This window comes from Limosilactobacillus sp. WILCCON 0051, from assembly GCF_039955095.1.
Classification (GTDB): domain Bacteria; phylum Bacillota; class Bacilli; order Lactobacillales; family Lactobacillaceae; genus Limosilactobacillus; species Limosilactobacillus allomucosae.
Genome location: NZ_CP154878.1, coordinates 973638 through 990772, shown reverse-complemented (window position 1 = coordinate 990772; position 17135 = coordinate 973638). Strand labels below are relative to the sequence as shown.

At 46.2% G+C, this 17135-nt stretch carries 15 protein-coding genes; 6 read left to right on the top strand and 9 right to left on the bottom strand.

The window, feature by feature from the left end; all coding sequences use genetic code 11:
* Nucleotides 1–237: 237 nt before the first annotated feature.
* The 3 genes from ABC765_RS04695 to ABC765_RS04685 all read right to left on the bottom strand — a co-directional run bounded on the left by ABC765_RS04695 (nt 238) and on the right by ABC765_RS04685 (nt 4920).
* Nucleotides 238–2019: a 1-deoxy-D-xylulose-5-phosphate synthase gene (locus ABC765_RS04695; RefSeq protein WP_347980851.1), complete on the bottom strand. Its 1782-nt coding sequence runs from the start codon at nt 2017–2019 to the stop codon at nt 238–240.
* A 161-nt stretch (nt 2020–2180) separates the two neighbouring features.
* Nucleotides 2181–3779 carry a polysaccharide biosynthesis protein gene (locus ABC765_RS04690; RefSeq protein WP_347980850.1) on the bottom strand — a complete coding sequence of 533 codons (1599 nt, stop codon included), beginning with the start codon at nt 3777–3779 and terminating at the stop codon, nt 2181–2183.
* Nucleotides 3780–4047: 268 nt separating this feature from the next.
* Nucleotides 4048–4920, bottom strand: a complete 873-nt coding sequence (locus tag ABC765_RS04685; RefSeq protein WP_347980849.1) for a hypothetical protein — start codon at nt 4918–4920, stop codon at nt 4048–4050.
* Nucleotides 4921–5487: 567 nt separating this feature from the next.
* Between ABC765_RS04685 and ABC765_RS04680 the strand changes: the two genes are divergently transcribed.
* The 3 genes from ABC765_RS04680 (at nt 5488) to ABC765_RS04670 (ending at nt 8703) form a co-directional block, all read left to right on the top strand.
* Nucleotides 5488–6708: a DUF2075 domain-containing protein gene (locus ABC765_RS04680; protein ID WP_347980848.1), complete on the top strand. Its 1221-nt coding sequence runs from the start codon at nt 5488–5490 to the stop codon at nt 6706–6708.
* 22 nt (nt 6709–6730) lie between these two features.
* Entirely contained in the window at nt 6731–7438 is a 708-nt protein-coding gene (locus tag ABC765_RS04675) for a VTT domain-containing protein (protein ID WP_347980847.1), read from the top strand.
* Between the two features lie 68 nt (nt 7439–7506).
* The gene (locus ABC765_RS04670) at nt 7507–8703 is read left to right on the top strand and encodes an MFS transporter (protein WP_347980846.1); all 1197 of its coding nucleotides are present in this window, start codon (nt 7507–7509) and stop codon (nt 8701–8703) included.
* Nucleotides 8704–8767: 64 nt separating this feature from the next.
* Here the strand turns inward: ABC765_RS04670 and ABC765_RS04665 are convergent, their stop codons facing one another.
* From ABC765_RS04665 to ABC765_RS04650, 4 genes are all read right to left on the bottom strand, one after another.
* The gene (locus tag ABC765_RS04665; protein ID WP_347980845.1) at nt 8768–10513 is read right to left on the bottom strand and encodes a glycerophosphodiester phosphodiesterase; all 1746 of its coding nucleotides are present in this window, start codon (nt 10511–10513) and stop codon (nt 8768–8770) included.
* A 104-nt stretch (nt 10514–10617) separates the two neighbouring features.
* Nucleotides 10618–12126 (bottom strand): glutamate/gamma-aminobutyrate family transporter YjeM, encoded by a 1509-nt coding sequence (gene yjeM / locus ABC765_RS04660; protein ID WP_347980844.1) that lies wholly within the window; start codon nt 12124–12126, stop codon nt 10618–10620.
* A gap of 167 nt (nt 12127–12293) precedes the next feature.
* A complete protein-coding gene (locus ABC765_RS04655) occupies nt 12294–12641 on the bottom strand; it encodes a CrcB family protein (protein WP_347953146.1) in 348 nt (115 codons plus the stop codon).
* The gene (locus ABC765_RS04650) at nt 12634–13011 is read right to left on the bottom strand and encodes a CrcB family protein (RefSeq protein WP_347980843.1); all 378 of its coding nucleotides are present in this window, start codon (nt 13009–13011) and stop codon (nt 12634–12636) included. Before ABC765_RS04650 ends, ABC765_RS04655 begins: the two co-directional genes overlap by 8 nt.
* 117 nt (nt 13012–13128) lie before the next feature.
* Between ABC765_RS04650 and ABC765_RS04645 the strand changes: the two genes are divergently transcribed.
* The 3 genes from ABC765_RS04645 to ABC765_RS04635 all read left to right on the top strand — a co-directional run bounded on the left by ABC765_RS04645 (nt 13129) and on the right by ABC765_RS04635 (nt 15962).
* On the top strand, nt 13129–13518 hold the full coding sequence (locus ABC765_RS04645) for a VOC family protein (RefSeq protein ID WP_347980842.1): 390 nt from the start codon (nt 13129–13131) through the stop codon (nt 13516–13518).
* A gap of 72 nt (nt 13519–13590) precedes the next feature.
* A complete protein-coding gene (locus ABC765_RS04640) occupies nt 13591–14124 on the top strand; it encodes a GNAT family N-acetyltransferase (RefSeq protein WP_225431116.1) in 534 nt (177 codons plus the stop codon).
* A gap of 77 nt (nt 14125–14201) precedes the next feature.
* The gene (locus ABC765_RS04635; protein WP_376752320.1) at nt 14202–15962 is read left to right on the top strand and encodes an ABC1 kinase family protein; all 1761 of its coding nucleotides are present in this window, start codon (nt 14202–14204) and stop codon (nt 15960–15962) included.
* Between the two features lie 34 nt (nt 15963–15996).
* Here ABC765_RS04635 and ABC765_RS04630 read toward each other — a convergent pair whose 3' ends face one another.
* Complete coding sequence (locus ABC765_RS04630) at nt 15997–16686, bottom strand: hypothetical protein (RefSeq protein WP_347980840.1); 690 nt, start codon at nt 16684–16686, stop codon at nt 15997–15999.
* A gap of 19 nt (nt 16687–16705) precedes the next feature.
* Nucleotides 16706–17128, bottom strand: a complete 423-nt coding sequence (locus tag ABC765_RS04625) for a Rib/alpha-like domain-containing protein (RefSeq protein ID WP_347980839.1) — start codon at nt 17126–17128, stop codon at nt 16706–16708.
* Between the last annotated feature and the right edge of the window lie 7 nt (nt 17129–17135).

Sequence of the window (17135 nt, the reverse complement as noted above, 5' to 3'; positions counted from 1 at the left end):
CTCGTTAAGACAAAAAACACGCCCTTAATCGAGACACCAGTGACGGCGGTACCATTCTCGTTTAAAGACGTGCTTTACCCTTTTAAAAAAATATTTCAATGTAGTCAGCTCGCGACAGGATTTCGGATGCTTGCTCGCCTTTGCAGCTACCGGCGATTCTCTGAACGATCCTTAATTGATTCGCGATGATGTTATTTGAACTATAAAATGCTTTTTGCCAATTGTCAAGCAGACGGCTTAGTAAATTGCCGAATGGACGACGCGTTCGATATCATCAACGATCTGTTCCGGCGTCAGATGATACCATTCATAGAGTACTTCCAGCGGCACGTTGTCAGCAAACTCACGCGGCGCGCCAAAGTTTAAGACCTTCATGTTGGTTGGCCCATAGTAGCGGTCGATCGTTTCGCCAAAACCGCCGCTGAGATTGCCATCCTCAATCGTAACGACGATATCATGATCCTCTTGCAGATAGTGCAGATCACGCTGATCAATGCTGGTAACCGACTTAGGATTGATCAAGGTGGCATCGATATTCAGCTTTTCCTTGAGCTGCCGACAGACCTCCTTGCCCAGCTGCCAGAAACCGCCCACGGCCATAATGGCAACCTCGCTGCCATGATGAGCAATGTCATAGTCAATCGTAGCATAGCTGTCTTGGGAAGGCGTGCCGTGCAGCAGTTCGTGTTCCGGCTGCCGGATGACCACTGGCGTATCGTTTTGCTTTAAGGCCCAGCGCAGCATGGAGATCATTTCTTCGACGTTGGTTGGCGCCAGATACTCAATATTTGGCAGACTGCTGATGTATGAAATGTCAAACGTGCCTTGATGCGTGGCTGAATCTGAGGAGATCGTGCCGCCACGAACGATCATGACGATGGGATATTCGTTTAAGGCCACGTCATGTACCAGTTGATCATAGGCCCGCTGCAAAAACGTGCTGCTCTCAAACAGAACGGGCCGCGCGCCGCCAGCTGCCATGGCCACTGCCGTCGTTACGGAATCGGGTTCGGCAATGCCAACGTCAAAATAGCGCTCGGCATGGGCAGCTTTAAAGCGTTCCAGGTCAAACATGCCTGGAATCGCAGCATTGATGGCCACAACCGGCTTGCCGGCTTCAACCTGGGCATTAAGCTCATCAATCACGGCCGCGCTGTAGCTTTCTTTTGGTGCCGTCTGCTTGCTTTCACCGGTCTGCAGGTCAAACGGCGCGCGCCAGTGATATTTTTTCTGATCATCGATGGCTGGCTGATAGCCCTTGCCTTTTTGCGTATTAACGTGCAAAACGATTGGGTGGTCGATGTTTTTGATCTCTTTAAAGACATCGATCATCGTCTTTAGATCGTTGCCGTCTGCCACGTAGCGATAGTCCAGCCCCATGAACTTAAAGATGTTGTTGGCTGATTGTCCCTGCGTATCGCGCAGTTCCTTTAAGCCGCGGTACAAGCCGCCCTGATCCTCATCAATCGACATCTGATTGTCATTGACCAGAATGATCAGATTGCTCTTGAGCTTGGCAGCATTGTTCAAGCCTTCAAATGCCAAGCCGCCGGAAAGCGAGCCATCGCCAATGACGGCCATCACGTTTTCATGACTGGCAGGACTCACCAGATCACGAGCCTGCGCCATCCCGACTGCCAAAGCAATCGAAGTGGAAGTATGACCCACCTTAAAGAAGTCATGCGGGCTTTCGCTTGGATCGGTAAAGCCGCTGACGTCCTCATAATGATCAGGATCCAAAAATCCCAGCTTGCGGCCAGTCAGCATCTTGTGCGCGTAGCATTGGTGCGAGACGTCCCAGATCACCTTATCGTGCGGGGAGTCAAACACATAATGAAATGCAATCGTCAGCTCCATCACGCCCAGGTTGGGACCGACATGCCCGCCGACTGCACTGTCACGTTCAAGTACCAGCTGCCGCATTTCTTGAGCCAATTCCTTGAGCTGATCCAGGTTCATCGATTTGATGTCTTGGGGCTCGTTGACTTCATTCAGCAGGAAATCCGGATGTTGATTCATTTCTTCCACCTCTCAAATTTACAAACGATCTTCTTAGCTATCTATTTTACAACACTTCATGAAATAAAGAAAACGGTTGATAATACTGAAGTTTAAATCGAAAATCGTATTAATTGAGTACTAATCGCAAATCTGGAATTTTTCGAATGATTCAAAGCAATTTAAAATTTAGAATGTCGTGGAACGTACTTTTTGATTATTAGGTAACGGCCGAAACTTTTGTAGGTTATATCACTAAAGTCTAACAAAAGAATATAGATGCTTATCAGTATGATGCTGAAAATTGCTGAAAACATAAAAGCATCGATCTTGTTGGCTGTATTGAATATCCTTGATGAAAATTGGTAAGTGAACATTGAAAGAATAAAAAAAACCAGGTTAATTAAAATTATTGAAAAATCACGCTTTATCCTAACACCAAAAGCCTGCGCGATTTGCCGATAAGCAAAGATACAAATATAAATAAACGCAATATCAGTTGCAATTATGGCACCTTGTCCTTGAAAGAAATACACCAGCGGAAATTGTAACAGCAGTTTGATCAACAGCCCAATACTCATATAGGTCATAGCTTTTTTACTATATCTAAGTGCTTGTAATAAGGTCAGAAAATCAATACTGATAGCCATGATCAAGGATTGAATTAAATTCATTTGCAAATACACACCGCCTTGAACACTCTTACTATAAAAAATAAAGTTTATCTCATAGGCAAGACTTACCAATAGCGTAACGATAGGCAGCAAAAAAATAAAAAGATATTCCATGTTTTTCGACAGTATTTCTAATATTTCTGCCTTCTCAGTTCTTTTTGCAGCCAACATTGGCAGACTAGTTTCAGAAATTGCAGTTGCCAAAGCGATTACTACGGTAGTTATCTTACTAGGATTTGCAGAAAACAAGGTATATATATATTGTGTTTTTACAAGTGAGATGCCTAATAAGCTGTTCAATATTTGTTTAAAATAGACTTGATCAACAAGCTGTGTAAGCGTTATCCCGGAACCGACCAATAGAAAAGGAATTGATTCATAAAAAGTAATTTTTATCAATCGACATGTCTGTAGAATTTCTTCAGAATCAAGCTTCCATGAAAAATCTGCATAATAGTTTTTACGGAAATATAAGGCTAGGTATATCAAGCCACTGAAAGCACCAATAAAAGCTGCAAAAATACTTGTTTCTACTGCCACATTAAAGTTTAAACGCAGTACATAAATAACTAGGTATGTTGAACCTAAAATAAATAAAACCCGAACAAACTGTTCAATAACTTGTGATAGTCCAAATGGCTTCAAATCCTGATTTCCTTGAAACCACCCTCTAATAGCACTCATTAATGGAATCAATGCTAAGGCAGGAGCCACAATTCTAATTGCACGAGTTGCCTCTGATGATGATGCCACTGGACTGCTTTTTGCAATTAATGGGGCAATAATAAACAAAATAATTGCGCAAAGCATCCCAGATATTCCCATTAAAAGCAATCCAGACTTAAGAAGTGCATTGCTTTCTTTGTATTGTTCATTACTGTTATAAAAAGCGACGCGTCTGGCGATTGCAGAAGGAAAACCAGCAGTACCTAACGATATAAACAATGCATATGGAGTATAGGCACTATTAAATAATGCCTGCGCTGCAGAAATATTATCATTGCCGATCATCATAATCCAAGGAATCAAATAGATTATTCCTAAGATTCGTGAAAGAATATTGCCGACAGAAAGCCAAAAAGCCCCAGATAATATCTTTTTGTTCATCAACGATTCACCGTATCCTTACCTTTGATTTAATTGCTGATAATAACTATTGTTTTCAAGCAGCTCAGCATGTGTTCCCACACCTGCCAATTTTCCATTTCGAAGCAGCAGTACTTGATCTGATTTTTCAGCAATGGCATTCCCAGCTTTATTTAATTGAGACTGAGGAAGGTTTTAGGCAATACTTTATGATGATAGTTTAACTTTAAAAAAACACGTAAAAATGAGCATATTTTCCGTAAATGGAGCTTTTATGCAACAAAATAGTCTAATCAAGCTCGTAGATTCGCTTAATTTGGGATAGATATGCGCTAAACGAAATATAATAGTCTTTTTCACTTAGTGTTTTTAGAATCTGCAGACTCATTACCAAATCCTCATTTTGCTGATTTTTGGTCTGAATCAAGTTAAGCACCCCTTTAAAATACATCTTTAGGATTTGTTCAAAAAACATATCTGCCCTAAGCGGAAATTCATCAATCTCATTGTCTAAAATCAAAGCCTCTTTAATCTGCTTGTTATCTAAAAACAAAGTAAAAATGTTTATCAGCACTCTAAAACTTTCGCTTCCATAAGATCTTAAGTTTTGGTACTTTTCTAAATTGTGAAGGACCCTCTTTTTCATGATGTTGATAAGCTCAAGATCAAAGATAAACATGACATTATTAAAGAGCAGTATTTCATAATGTGACCATGTCTCACATTTTGTCAGATAAGTCGTAATAATCTTTTTAGCTTTTGCATCATAAGGCATCTTTGAAAGCCTATCAATCGTAAGCTTAACGATGCAATACAGGTGAAGAGGCTCTGTTTCACTCGTTATTTCCGCGTAGCTTTTAAACTTATTCATAATCTCCTCCAATTGAGCAAGATCATGCTGATGCGTTGCTATTTGCGCTTTTTTCAATAATGCTTGATATTTATCAGGCTCATATTGATTTTTTATATAGTTGAATTCTTCAAAATTAATGTGCAGGTTATTAAGCATATAAGCAAAATTATCGACGGAGGTATTTGTCTTTCCCGAAGCAAACCGAGAATAGGCAGAACGAGTCAAATGATCTCCTATTACTTCATTTATGGGAATATTTTTGCTTTTGCGAATCGATGATAGTGTACTTCCCCACATATCCAACTCCATATGTTTTCCCCTTCCATTTTGTAGCTAAAAAGCCACATTTGTACTTATAATTCATACAATCACAAAAAAATATCCCTACTCCCCTAATATTCGTTATCGAGATATAACGAAAAAGGAGTGGGATCATTGTTATTGTGGTTACTATTATTGTAAAAAAAATTAAAATATAAAAATAGTATTTTACCTTGATTTATATAAAAAATTTAGCAAAACTAATCACACAACAAACTAGCTACTCTTATAAACCAATAACGTCCTGATAGTTCCATAGCTTTCAATCCACTCCCTCAAAGTTTTCGATTAACTTTGAGGGCTTTTTTATCTAGTTTTGAAATAAAATATTACTGACTCTTAATACGATTTGATGATATTTATCGATCGATTCTGAATATTAGGCAGCATTTTCATACATTTTAAGACTGCCATCGACACCATCAACTTCTGATCATTTTTTCTCCCGAGAATATTTCTATGCTATTCTAATTGCATCATAAATCCTTTAATTTGACGGCAACCAAAAAGATTCGTAACATTAAGTAAGCATTGCTTTAGAAAGGAGAAGTAGGATTGTCAAACCAAGCCATCGAAAAGCTGTCACCATTTAAAACCCTGACCAATGAACAGTCTCAGCTGGTCGATGAGGTGATTTTGTTTGCCAAGCAGCACTTAACGCAGAACTTTCCCGCAGTCTACACGATTCTGGGTGATGCCGGCACCGGTAAGAGCGTCGTCTTGTCGCACCTGTTTGCTCGTCTGCAGCAGGCCGCCCGGGGTCAGTCAGACAGTCCTTTTTACGGTACGCACAACTATTTTTTGGTCAACCATCCAGAAGTCCTCAAAGTCTACAAGCAGATTGCCGGACCAATCAAAACTTTGCTAAAAAAAGACTATCAGCGGCCAACCTCGTTTATCAATCAGCTGGACAAAAACAACGCCAGTGCCGATATCGTAGTCATTGACGAGGCGCATCTGTTGTTAAGCAAACCTGATCACTATAATAATTTCTACCACGAAAATCAGCTGCTTGAGATCATTAAGCGCGCTAAGGTCGTTATTTTGGTATTTGATCAGTATCAGGTTCTGCGCATGAAGAGCTTTTGGACTTTGGATCGCTTAAATGAGCTGATCGCGCCTTATCCACACCAAAGCTATCAGCTCAAGCATCAGTTTCGCATGACGGCTTCTGATGATCTGATTGCCTGGTTCAACCAGCTGACCAACGGCTTGATTGAGCCCCTGCCTAAAAACGCTTGCGATCACTATGATTTTCGTATTTTTAACGATGCAGAAAAGATGCGGCAGCTGATCGTCAAGCGCAACCAAGAAGTCGGCCTGTCCAGAATTCTCTCAACGTCTGGCTATCCCTCAACTTTGGATGGCGGCAAGCACTATATCTGTGAAGGCGACTTTAAAATGCCTTGGGACCAGTACAACTTTACCGCCACGCCATGGGCTGAGCTGCCGCAAACCATTGACGAGGTCGGTTCAATCTATACCTGCCAGGGTTTTGATCTCAATTATGCCGGCATCATCATTGGACCAGTAATCAGCCAAAAGCCTGGTACCAATCAGCTGCAGGTCAATCTGGATCGCTTTACCGATACTGAGGCCTTTAAAAAACGTGCTGACTTGACGGATCCCGACCAGATCATTCATTATGAGAAGCGAATGATCCTAAATGCTTTAAACGTAATCTTAAAGCGCGGCGTTAAAGGCACCTATCTGTATGCTCATGATCCGCTGCTGCGTCAAACGCTTTTTGAGCTGAGCCAGGCAACAAACGCTTAACCGATAGAAAGAAGATGCCCCGATGCCTCAAAAACTACATCTTAACGGTCGCTGGCTGACGATTCTGGCCGGCATCTTTGCCATGATCGTCTTGATTAAGGTCGGTTTTGACTACTGGCCAGAAATCAAGCTGCTGATGCATCCGACCCACGAACACCGCGTCATGCTTACTAAGATGATTCGTGATCACGGGGCCAAGGACTTTCTGCTTTTAATGATGGTAATCGCACTGCTTAACGCGATGCCAGGCATGTCGATTGCCGCGGTATGCATTCTGGCCGGCGTCTGCTATGGACCTTGGATCGGCCTTTTGATCAGCTGGAGCGGCAACATCCTGGGGAATCTGGCAGTTGCCTTGCTGTTTAGCCGCGTGCACCTGTCACAAAAGCTTAAGAAGCATCAGCTGCTGCAAAAACTGCTTAATCAGCCCCATCCCCGCCTTGGCCTGATTATTGGTTATATGATTCCAGCCATTCCCAACGCACTGGTCAACTACTCGGGAGTCCGGCTTAAGGTCTCACCGACACAGATGCTGCCCCTGATTGCTCTGGGAATGCTGCCGTGCTCGTTTATCTATGCGTTTGGCGGCAATGCGATTTTTAGCGAGAACCTTGCTCAGCTGGTGATTTTCGCAGTCTTAATCATCATTTTGGCGCTCGTTTCAGTTGGTGCCCACCAGCATCATAAACGCGCCAGCAGCCAAATCAAACAAAATCAGCTGAGCGAATAAAACGGAAATGCGACCCGGCGTCCATTCCCGCTTTCTTTTTGCCAAATAATCTTAATAAGGAGTTTTTTATGAGTTCGCAATCAAAACGGACCATCTGGATTTTGTTGGTCTGTCAGTTTCTAATCTGTCTTGGCATGAGTCTGATCTTCCCCGTCATGCCATTTATCAAAAAAGAGTATGACTTTTCAGCCTTTGAAATGGGATTGATGTCCTCTTTATTTGCCTTGGTTCAATTTATCGGCTCCCCAATCGTCGGGCGCATCTCTGACAAAATCGGGCGTAAGCCGCTGATCGTCTGGGGACTGTTGGTTTTCGGCCTGGCTGAGTTTGTTTTTGCCTTGGCTGGTCACCTTTTCTGGTTCAATCTTTCACGGGCCTTTGATGGACTGTCAGCGGCCATGGTCGTGCCGACTTCAATGGCGCTGGCTGCCGATCTGACCTCGCTGAAAGACCGAGCCAAGGTAATCGGCTGGCTGTCGGCTTCCTTTAGCGGCGGACTGATTCTTGGGCCCGGTCTTGGCGGTATCTTGGCCAACTTCGGCTATAAGGTGCCATTTTGGATTGCCGGTATTCTCGGACTGATCAGTACTCTGGTGGCCTGGCTGTTGCTGCCAAGCGATCAGGGTGAAGAATTCAAATCGCATACCGAAGACGTTCAAAAAGAGCTGCAGGACAGTACTTGGACGCAGGTTAAGTCACTGCTCAGTCCGGCAATGACGACCGCGTTTTTAATGATTTTTGTCGCGGCGTTTGGACTGGCCGGCTTTGAAAGCATCTACAGTCTTTACGTCAATGAGGTTCACCAGTTCGGGCTGGGCGCGATTGCCACCGTTCTGACGCTAAACGGAATCATCTCTTTGATTCTGCAGGTCTTCTTCTTTGAACGCATGGTACTCTGGCTGGGCGAGGTCAAGCTGGTACGCTGGGCCTTTTTGCTGAGCGCAGTCGGAACGGTCGTGGTCATTTATGATCACTCGCATTGGCAGATTATCGTCGCCACCCTGGTCGTATTTGAGGCCTTCGACTTGCTGCGGCCGGCGATCACAACGCTCTTGACCAAGATGAGCGAGCAGAATCAAGGTCTTTTAAACGGCATCAACATGTCACTGACCAGCGTCGGCAACATCATCGGCCCTTTGATCTCAGGGGCGCTGCTGGACATCAACTACCAATACCCATACCTGGTCGTGGTAATGTTTTTAGCAGTTGCCTTTTTAATCAGTTTTGCTTTGAGCAGAATGATTGCTCGCCATCAGTTTGGCTAATATCATACAAAAAAATGGCACTGGCTGCAGATCCAGTGCCATTTTTATTAAGGTCGCTGCTTTGCTAACGGCGACCATTGATCAGGTTATGCCAGTTATACGCAACGCTGAGCTGAGCTGCCAGCCGTGATGCGTAGTCGTGATGACGCTCAGTATCTTTTAGCGCTATGTCTAAGGCCTTCAGATTATCCGTAACGATGCCATCGACTCCCATTAAGGCAGCCTGACGCATGGTATCAGGATCATCAACCGTCCAGACGCAGATTGGCTGATGCTTGAAATGCAGCTGCGCAATCAGCAGTGGATTGAGCATCGAATATTCAACGTTCCAGCCGATATGTCGTGATGGCCAGCCTAAAACGTAGGGCTGAATCGCCATGACTGCAAGCTTGGGATTCAATTGATGCAGCTCTTGGGCCGCGTGAAGATCCATTGAATGCAGCCAGGCATGATTCTGCTGCAGCTGTCTGCCATAGCGCTGATTGAAGTGCTGCAGCATCCGTGGCGAATCATTCGGGGTCGTTTTGATCTCAACCAAAAGCTTTTGCCGATGTTTTTGGGCAAACTCCAAGTACTGATCGAAACTGACCAGGTGTGCGCGGTGTCCGTTTTCATCAGCCGCCAGCCCCTGCAGCTGTTTAAGGGTTAGTTGACGCGGCTTGCGGTTGATGCCCGTCAACTGGCGCAGATTCTCGTCATGCATTACTACGAATTTCTGATCGGCCGTTTCGTGAACGTCAATCTCAATATAATCAGGATGCAGCCGCCGTGTTTTTTCCGCAGCCGGTAAAGTGTTCTGCACGCCATCTTTTTGCGTGACGCCCCGATGCGAGATGGCCACGGGCTGATGCCAGGCGGCCGGCAGACTGACGGCACTGGTCATTAAGATCAACACCGCAATCGTCAGCCAGCTTCCTTTGCCCATCCAGATGGGAAAATCAGCTGCCGGCAGATTTTTAAACCGCTCCCTTGACGATTGCTGGTCAAGCACCATGACCACCAGCGCGCCAGCCAGCAGCCAAAAACTGCTGCCAAGCATCAACGAGCGAAAAATGATCGCGATTCCCCACACCCATTTCCCAGGAAATATTTCTAACCCGCTTAAAATCAGCAGCAGCAAATGATTAAATCCCCAGCCAAGCAGGCTCAAAATCAGCACCCCGCCCAACGTATTCAGCGCGTTTGCTAATCTCTGCCAGCCAGCGTTTGGTTTTTGCCGTGCCTGTTTAAGCGTGATCTGACTGGCTGCCATTGCAACCAAGTCAGGCAGCGTTAAAAAGCCCATCGTCAGCACCACCAGATAGAGCAGCACCGCTATGATCAGCAGCCAGGTTTTGCGCGTCAAAAAATCAAGCATTAGGGCTGGATAATTCAAGTGTCCCCAACGCAACGCACAGAATAATCCCTGGCCCAGCGGCATCAGCCATAAGAAATTGATCAAGACCATCATTACCCAGTCAGGCCGCAGCCAAAAGGACATGTTTTTCAGCAGTGCTGACCAGCTAAAGCGGCGCTGACTAATCAAGATAATGCCGTAAATAGCCAGTCCCCAAACCGTGCTCAGCCAGATCAGCCATAGACAAAGACTGCCAAGACTACCCAGCAGGACCAGGGGATGCGCCGCTAAAAGCTCCATGGCCGTCAGTTTGGAGACGACTGGTACCTGTCCCTGCTGCATCAGACTAGTCATGATCAGTTTAAAAAGCGGCCCGACGATTACCTGATCAATCAGCACGATCAGCAATAAAAAGCCGCTATAGCTCAGCCAATGATCTCTATATTCGGTCAGATTGGCTTTGATTTTTTCCATCAACAAATATATCCTCTCAATTATGGTTCCCTATCATCTTAACCCAGGCAGCCGCAAAGTAAAAGGACTCACTCGTTATCAACGGGGAGTCCTTTAAAGCTTGCTTACTTTTCTTGTTTTGCGGTCTTGAAGCCGCGCTTTTGTGCATTGGCATAAAAAGCCCAGGCAACCAGGCCAAAGAAAATCGGCCCAAATACCGTCCAAAACGCGGTTTGATAGTCATGATCCAAGATTGGCTGCAGACAGGTAAAGATGATACCGATTGCCACGACCAGCCAAACGATCGCCGAAACCCAGTTGGCTGCTCGCTGCGTCTTAAAGAATACGAATGGCCGATCCAGGTCCTTGATCTTCTTAAAGAATGGGAAGGCCCCAACTAAGAACAGGTATGGTGCCGAGGTTGCGACGTTGGACATATCAGTCAGAATCAGATAAAACTGTTGTGCGGCCGAACCACCAAAGCTGACGGCAAAGATGATCACACAGATGACGATTGCCTGCATCCACATGGCAAAAGCGGGCATATCATGCTTGTTGAGCTTAGTCATCTTGGCTGGCCAAAGTCTTGGATCAGAGCCCATGATGAAGGACTTGATCGGTGAATAGACCATCACGAAGAATGAGCCAATGTAAGCCAGCCACATTGCCAGACCGGTAAACCGCGTAAGGAGATTGCCCAGCAGCACCGCCGTGGCATGCGACAGCCCCAAAGAACTGCCCAAGACCAGCCCGACGTTGTTCATCAGAGCGTAGGAGATGTTGCCAAGGTTGACGTTTTCTTTGCCTAAAACGCGCGCCCAGTTGGTTGACATCCCCCACATAAAGATCATCAACGCATACAGAACCGTAATTACGATCATGCCGATCATCAAAGCTCTTGGGAACGTCTTTTCTGGCTTTTCAACCGAATCCATCACGCCCCCCATTGACTCCATGCCACCATAGGCAAAGACGGCATAGACCATAAACGAAACGACAGCGACTCCAGATTGGAACTGTGGATTAGGCGAAGCGACAAACGAGTGCAGGCCATGAATCGGCTGCATCATCGCGCCATGATTGCAGATCCAGATGATTAGACTGGCAACGATAAAGACGCCGCTTAAGATCATGACGAACGTTCCGCCCACGGCCCCAACCTTGGCAATCTTGTCGACCCCGCGGCTGCCCATGTAGGTAACGAAAATCATCCACAAGATTGCCAAAATGCCGACAAACTGCGTGGAGGTCAGGCCAAAGAAATTCCAGCTCTGCGTTTTGTCTGAACCAAAGAAGAAGGCCGACATCGGAATCCAAACCTTGGCAGCTGTTGAAACCATCCAGACGACCCATGAACACAGCCAGATAAAGGTCCCGATAAAGGCCATCTTTTCGCCGATTGAAACCTTCAGCCATGAATAGATGCCCCCTTTGGCACTCTTCAAAGCCGAGCCGTATTCAGCAAACATCAAAGACGATGGCAGGAAAAAGAACAAAGCTGCCAGAATATACCAAATAATCGAGGCATAGCCCATTTGATCATAAGCAACGGTCGTATTGGCGAAACCAAATACGCACGTGAAAATCATCATGGTCAAATTAGCCAGCCCGATTTTCTTTTTATCTTGCTCCATTGCAAAATAACCCCTAACATAATGAATAATTGCTGCCTAAACCAGTTAAGCTTATATGCATAATTATACTACTTTTATTTGATTTTAGGGGTAAAAGCAGAAAACAGATCCCGTTTTTTGTTCAAATCAACAAAATTATCTTAAATAAAACGAATATAAAATGTATTTTATGCGCACATTCCCAGCCAGGCAAACCCCAGTCCACCCAGCACGCTGATCAGCATATATCCCCACCAGCGCGCGGTTTTACCTTCATCAAGCATCGTCAGCAGCTCTGTATTAAAGGTTGAAAAAGTCGTATAGCCACCCAAGAGCCCCGTCGTCAAAAAAAGACGCAGACTATCCGTCATTGCAAGCTTTGCCAGCCAACCCATCAAAAAAGAGCCGGTCAGATTAATGAATAAAGTTGCGATTGGCCAGCCAGATCGGCCCCATTTTTTCCAAGTCAGCGTCAAGATCCAGCGCAAGGCTGCCCCCAAGCTGGCCCCAAAACCAATTAAAAGCATTTCAGTCATTGTTTCGCTCCTGATTTAAATACAGTGCCAGTTTAAAGCCGCCCAGTGCCATCAAAAAGCCGCCCAGCAGGTTAATCGTCAAAAAGCCCGCCCCAGCCAAAAAAGATTGCTGCAGCAGCTGAACGGACTGCAGCGAAAACGTGCCAAACGTCGTAAACGAACCGACTAAACCGGTACCGATTCCCAGATTCAGCCAACCGGTCAGCTGCTCTTTTAAAACGGCATGATAGGTCAGAAAAGCCAGTAGAAAACTACCAGCCAGATTAACCAGAATCGTCCCCCAAAAGCCGCCCCAGAGCTGACCGCAACCCGCGCGCAGACAGCCGCCGACAAATGCAAACAGCATCACGCTAAGCAGATTTTTAGTCAAGATTACTCACTTCCTTTTGAATTTAAACAGTCTGTTTAAGCTTATCATAGACTGTTCAAGCCAGATCATGAGTTCTATAATTAATTCGATCAATAAATTGAAATGAGGTCTCAACCTATGAAAATGCGTCGTATCGATCACGTCGTCCTAACCGTCAGTGATCTTGAACAGTCCCGCCGCTTCTATCATGAAGTCTTTGACATGCCGGTAATCGACCAGCAGACTAAGCCCGGTGTCGTTACCCTGCGCTGTGGACATCAGCTGATTCGCCTGCAAAAAGCGGATCGTGACGCCCTGGTAGCCCACAAGCCAACCGTTGGCAGTGCGGATCTTTGTTTAGTGGCCAACGACCCCATCGAAGCCATCTTGCATCACCTGAGAAGCTACTATGTCGATGTTGTCGCCGGCCCGGTTGATCGGCTTGGCGCAGAAGGTCCCATGCAGTCGATCTACCTGCGCGATCCCGACCAGAACCTGATTGAGATTGCGGTTTACAAAAATAAATAATTTCTACTTGGCAAATTAAAAAAATAGGCTTAAACTTTTAAAGCTTATTTTAAATTTCAAGAGGTGAAAAAAGTGAGTGAAGCTATTTACATGCGCAAGGCAACTTTAAACGATCTGGATACGGTAATGGAAATCGTTGAAAATGCCCGCGCGCTTTTGAAAGCTGACGGCAGCGAACAATGGCAGGGAGAAGACGGCTATCCGACGCGTCTGACCTTTCAAATGGATATCGAAGGCGGCTGCTGCTGGCTTTTGATGTATGGCAATGAAATCGTGGGGACGGCAACTCTGATGACGCAAGGCGATGCTCATTACATGCATATCGTCAATGGCAAATGGAATCGTCCTGGTCACCCGTTTGCCACGATTCACCGCGTTGCAATCTCTGGCAAGTACCGTGGCAAGCATTTTGCCAACTACATTATGAGCCATATGATCACGCTGGCTTATGACGCTGGGGTCCGCAACTTCCGCATTGCTACTCACGATAAAAACGACCGCGTTCACAACCTGGTGCAAAACTTCGGCTTCGTCAAGCGGGGACAAGTCTACACCGGCCCAACCGATCGCGATCTGCGCAACGTCTATGAACTGAATCTCGACTAAAAACAAGTGCTCTTCGCCAATGCGGAGAGCACTTGTTTTGTTATAATGAAACTAATGACTTATCAAGTAAGGACGTGATTTTTCTGAATGAAGAAAATACAACGATCAGCCAAAAGACTCGTCTCAAGCAGATCATCAAAGTCTTAAATCAGCATTCGTTTCTAACCAATTTTTATCGGCAAAAACACCCTGAAGAAATTCGGCAGGCCTTAGAAGAGCTGGGTCCCACCTTCATTAAGATCGGCCAGCTGCTGTCGACGCGCCCTGATCTGGTCTCACCCGAATATATCAAGGAACTGCGCCAGCTGCAGGATCAAGTTGACGTTGACTCATATGAAACCGTTGAGCGAACTTTTGAAGAACAGACCGGCAAGCGCATTGAAGAAGTTTTTCAGACATTTGATCAAACGCCTTTTGCCTCAGCTTCCATTGGGCAAACGCATCACGCCACGCTCTTCGATGGCACCAAAGTCGTCGTTAAGGTCCAGCATCCCGCCGTTACCCAGTTGGTGCAGACTGATCTGGCACTGTTTAAGCGAGCGCTGGGGATGATCGAGCACGTTCCCATGGATTTTTCCGTGATTGATCCAAAACGGGTTTTAGATGAGCTTAGTACGTCTTTGCTTCACGAGATCGATACGACGACTGAGGTTCAAAACGGTCAGGAGTTTTATCGGCTCAACAATGGCTTTGATATTATCGAAGTTCCCAAAGTCTATCCTAAGTACTGTACACAAAAGATCCTGGTCAATGAGGCCATGCCGGGAAAAAGCATCAAGCATTTAATGAATGAAAAAATGCCGTCTGATGAAGCCAGCACCGCCAAAATCAAAAAACGCAACCACTATCTGGCGCATGTGCTGGTCGAAAACTTTATCAAGCAGGTTTTCGAGGATCATTTCTTCCATGCCGATCCACACCCGGGCAACGTCTTGTTTTACGACCTGCCCCAAGATGATCCCAAGCGCAATGCCACGGCCAATGATCTCAACTTTCAAAAACAGCTGGGCCGTCATGAAATTGAAATTCAAAAAGAGCACCCGCTGCCGCCCTATCGCTTGGTCTACCTTGATTTTGGCATGATGGGGCGCCTTTCGCCAGGTTTGACGGATGGCATCGCCCAGGTTGTAATTGCACTTAATACCAAAAGCGCGCGCCAGGTTGGTCAGGCAATTCTTGGCATCTGCAATCGAACTGGCACGGTTGATGAGCAGGAATTTTATAGTCAGCTGGCCGGCTTTTTGACTCCCTATCTCAACGCGGGCCTAGGCGGTATCGATCTGCCGGCCATGCTGTTTCAGATCATCTCGCTTTGCCGGCAGAACAATCTGCAGGTTAAGCCTGAAGTCACGCTTTTGATCAAGGCGTTCAGCTCAATTGAAGGGATCGTGGCCGCGCTCGATCCTGAAATGTCATTGATGGAGGTTGCCAAGCCATTTGCCAAAAAGTATCTGCTCAAGCACTTCAACTTCAAGGACTCATTAGAAAGCAGCATTTGGCAGGCCCGGCAAACCGCCCTTGATTCGGCAGCTATCCCATCACGTATCAACGATCTGCTGGAGGTTTTGAGTACTGGTCAGGCCAAGATCAATTTCCAGTACAAGGATCAGGCGCGGGTCTTGCGAAATCTGGAGCGCATGCTGAATCGGCTTTTGATCGTCATCGTCTTAGCGGCAATCATCCTGGGTTCTTCAATTCTGGTTGAAGGCAGCGCTGGTCATCCCGCCATCTTCAAACTGGGGACGGCTGGCTACACGATCGCCATCATTATCATCATTTGCCTTTTTTTGGGCGAGCTGTACCGCTATCTTAAGAAACATCATAAAAAACGCTTCTAACGAAAAATTCCCGCTCAGATCGAACGGGAATTTTTTAATGCAGAATTTTATTTAAATCCAGCGCGTAAAACTGGAGAATCTTATCAATCATCAAGACGTCATGATCGGCCAAATGGGGCTTAGGATGCTGCAGCTGCAAGAGATCGCACATTCTGGCCAGACTGATGCCCGAGCTTTTTTCAAATACGTCGCTGCTGATGATCTTCTCTAGATCCAATGGCTGAATCCTGGTCCAAGCACGACTGGTTTCTGCCAGCTGCAGTCGATTGGCCTCTTGATTAAGCACGCTAAGATCCAGGCGATTGTCCCAGCTGACCAGGTAGTCCGGCTGCACGCGATCGATAAACCTTAACACCTTTTTCAAAACGCTGGCCACCGTAAGCCGTTCTGCTTCTGAATAGCGCAGATCAAGCCGTTTCAACAGACTCAGCTGATCTTTAGGCGTCATTTTGCTGCTGAACACATAATAGTTGAATGCATCATCCTGGCCATAGACACGGCCGGCAATCTGGCCCAGCCGCGTGGTTCCCGGCATCTGGGGCTGACCATCGCAGTAAAACTCCAGATCCAGACTGAGCAGCCTGGCCGAACCGTTAACGATTTCGTGAACCTGTTTGAGCGTCGTGACCGCGTTGGCAGCTGATGAGGCATTTTTAGGCTGGTGCTGCCAATTGGGCCGTTCCAGTTGAATCAGTTCGCTTAGGCTGGTTTTGCTGTTTTCCACGCCATCCCCTCCAGTCGTTTTATTGCCGATGTCTGGACAGTCCCTTCTTGACCGCCTTGATCAAGAGTCCGATTCCCGCAAACGCATCGACCATCGTGCCGCGCTGATTGCCTGACAGAATAGTTCCCGGCGTGCGCTTGTTTTGGTGATCGAATTGAATCGAGACGTTTTGACTGGGGCCTTTTTGCTTTACCGGTCGCGGCAGCACCTCGATCGGCACCTTGACCGCTGCTTGTGAGGCATCTGGATACTCAACCATGATCGTTACCTGTGTCAGTCCCGGCGTTTCTAGAACCGGCTCTTTTTGCCAGCTAAATCTGGTTTCTGGCGGCAGTTCGCTTAAATTGGCGATTCCTTCTCTGGGAGCCAGCGAATCACCTGGCATATAGACGATTTTACGCGTCTCGATTGCAAACTTGCCGGCCATCGAAATTCTGGTCATAAAAATT

Bases quoted from the DNA above. Each gene is read 5' to 3' on its own strand.
- ABC765_RS04695 (WP_347980851.1), bottom strand. From the start codon at position 2,019: ATGAATCAACATCCGGATTTCCTGCTGAATGAAGTCAACGAGCCCCAA.
- ABC765_RS04690 (WP_347980850.1), bottom strand. From the start codon at position 3,779: ATGAACAAAAAGATATTATCTGGGGCTTTTTGGCTTTCTGTCGGCAAT.
- ABC765_RS04685 (WP_347980849.1), bottom strand. From the start codon at position 4,920: ATGGAGTTGGATATGTGGGGAAGTACACTATCATCGATTCGCAAAAGC.
- ABC765_RS04675 (WP_347980847.1), top strand. From the start codon at position 6,731: ATGCCTCAAAAACTACATCTTAACGGTCGCTGGCTGACGATTCTGGCC.
- ABC765_RS04670 (WP_347980846.1), top strand. From the start codon at position 7,507: ATGAGTTCGCAATCAAAACGGACCATCTGGATTTTGTTGGTCTGTCAG.
- ABC765_RS04665 (WP_347980845.1), bottom strand. From the start codon at position 10,513: ATGGAAAAAATCAAAGCCAATCTGACCGAATATAGAGATCATTGGCTG.
- yjeM (WP_347980844.1), bottom strand. From the start codon at position 12,126: ATGGAGCAAGATAAAAAGAAAATCGGGCTGGCTAATTTGACCATGATG.
- ABC765_RS04655 (WP_347953146.1), bottom strand. From the start codon at position 12,641: ATGACTGAAATGCTTTTAATTGGTTTTGGGGCCAGCTTGGGGGCAGCC.
- ABC765_RS04645 (WP_347980842.1), top strand. From the start codon at position 13,129: ATGAAAATGCGTCGTATCGATCACGTCGTCCTAACCGTCAGTGATCTT.
- ABC765_RS04625 (WP_347980839.1), bottom strand. From the start codon at position 17,128: ATGACCAGAATTTCGATGGCCGGCAAGTTTGCAATCGAGACGCGTAAA.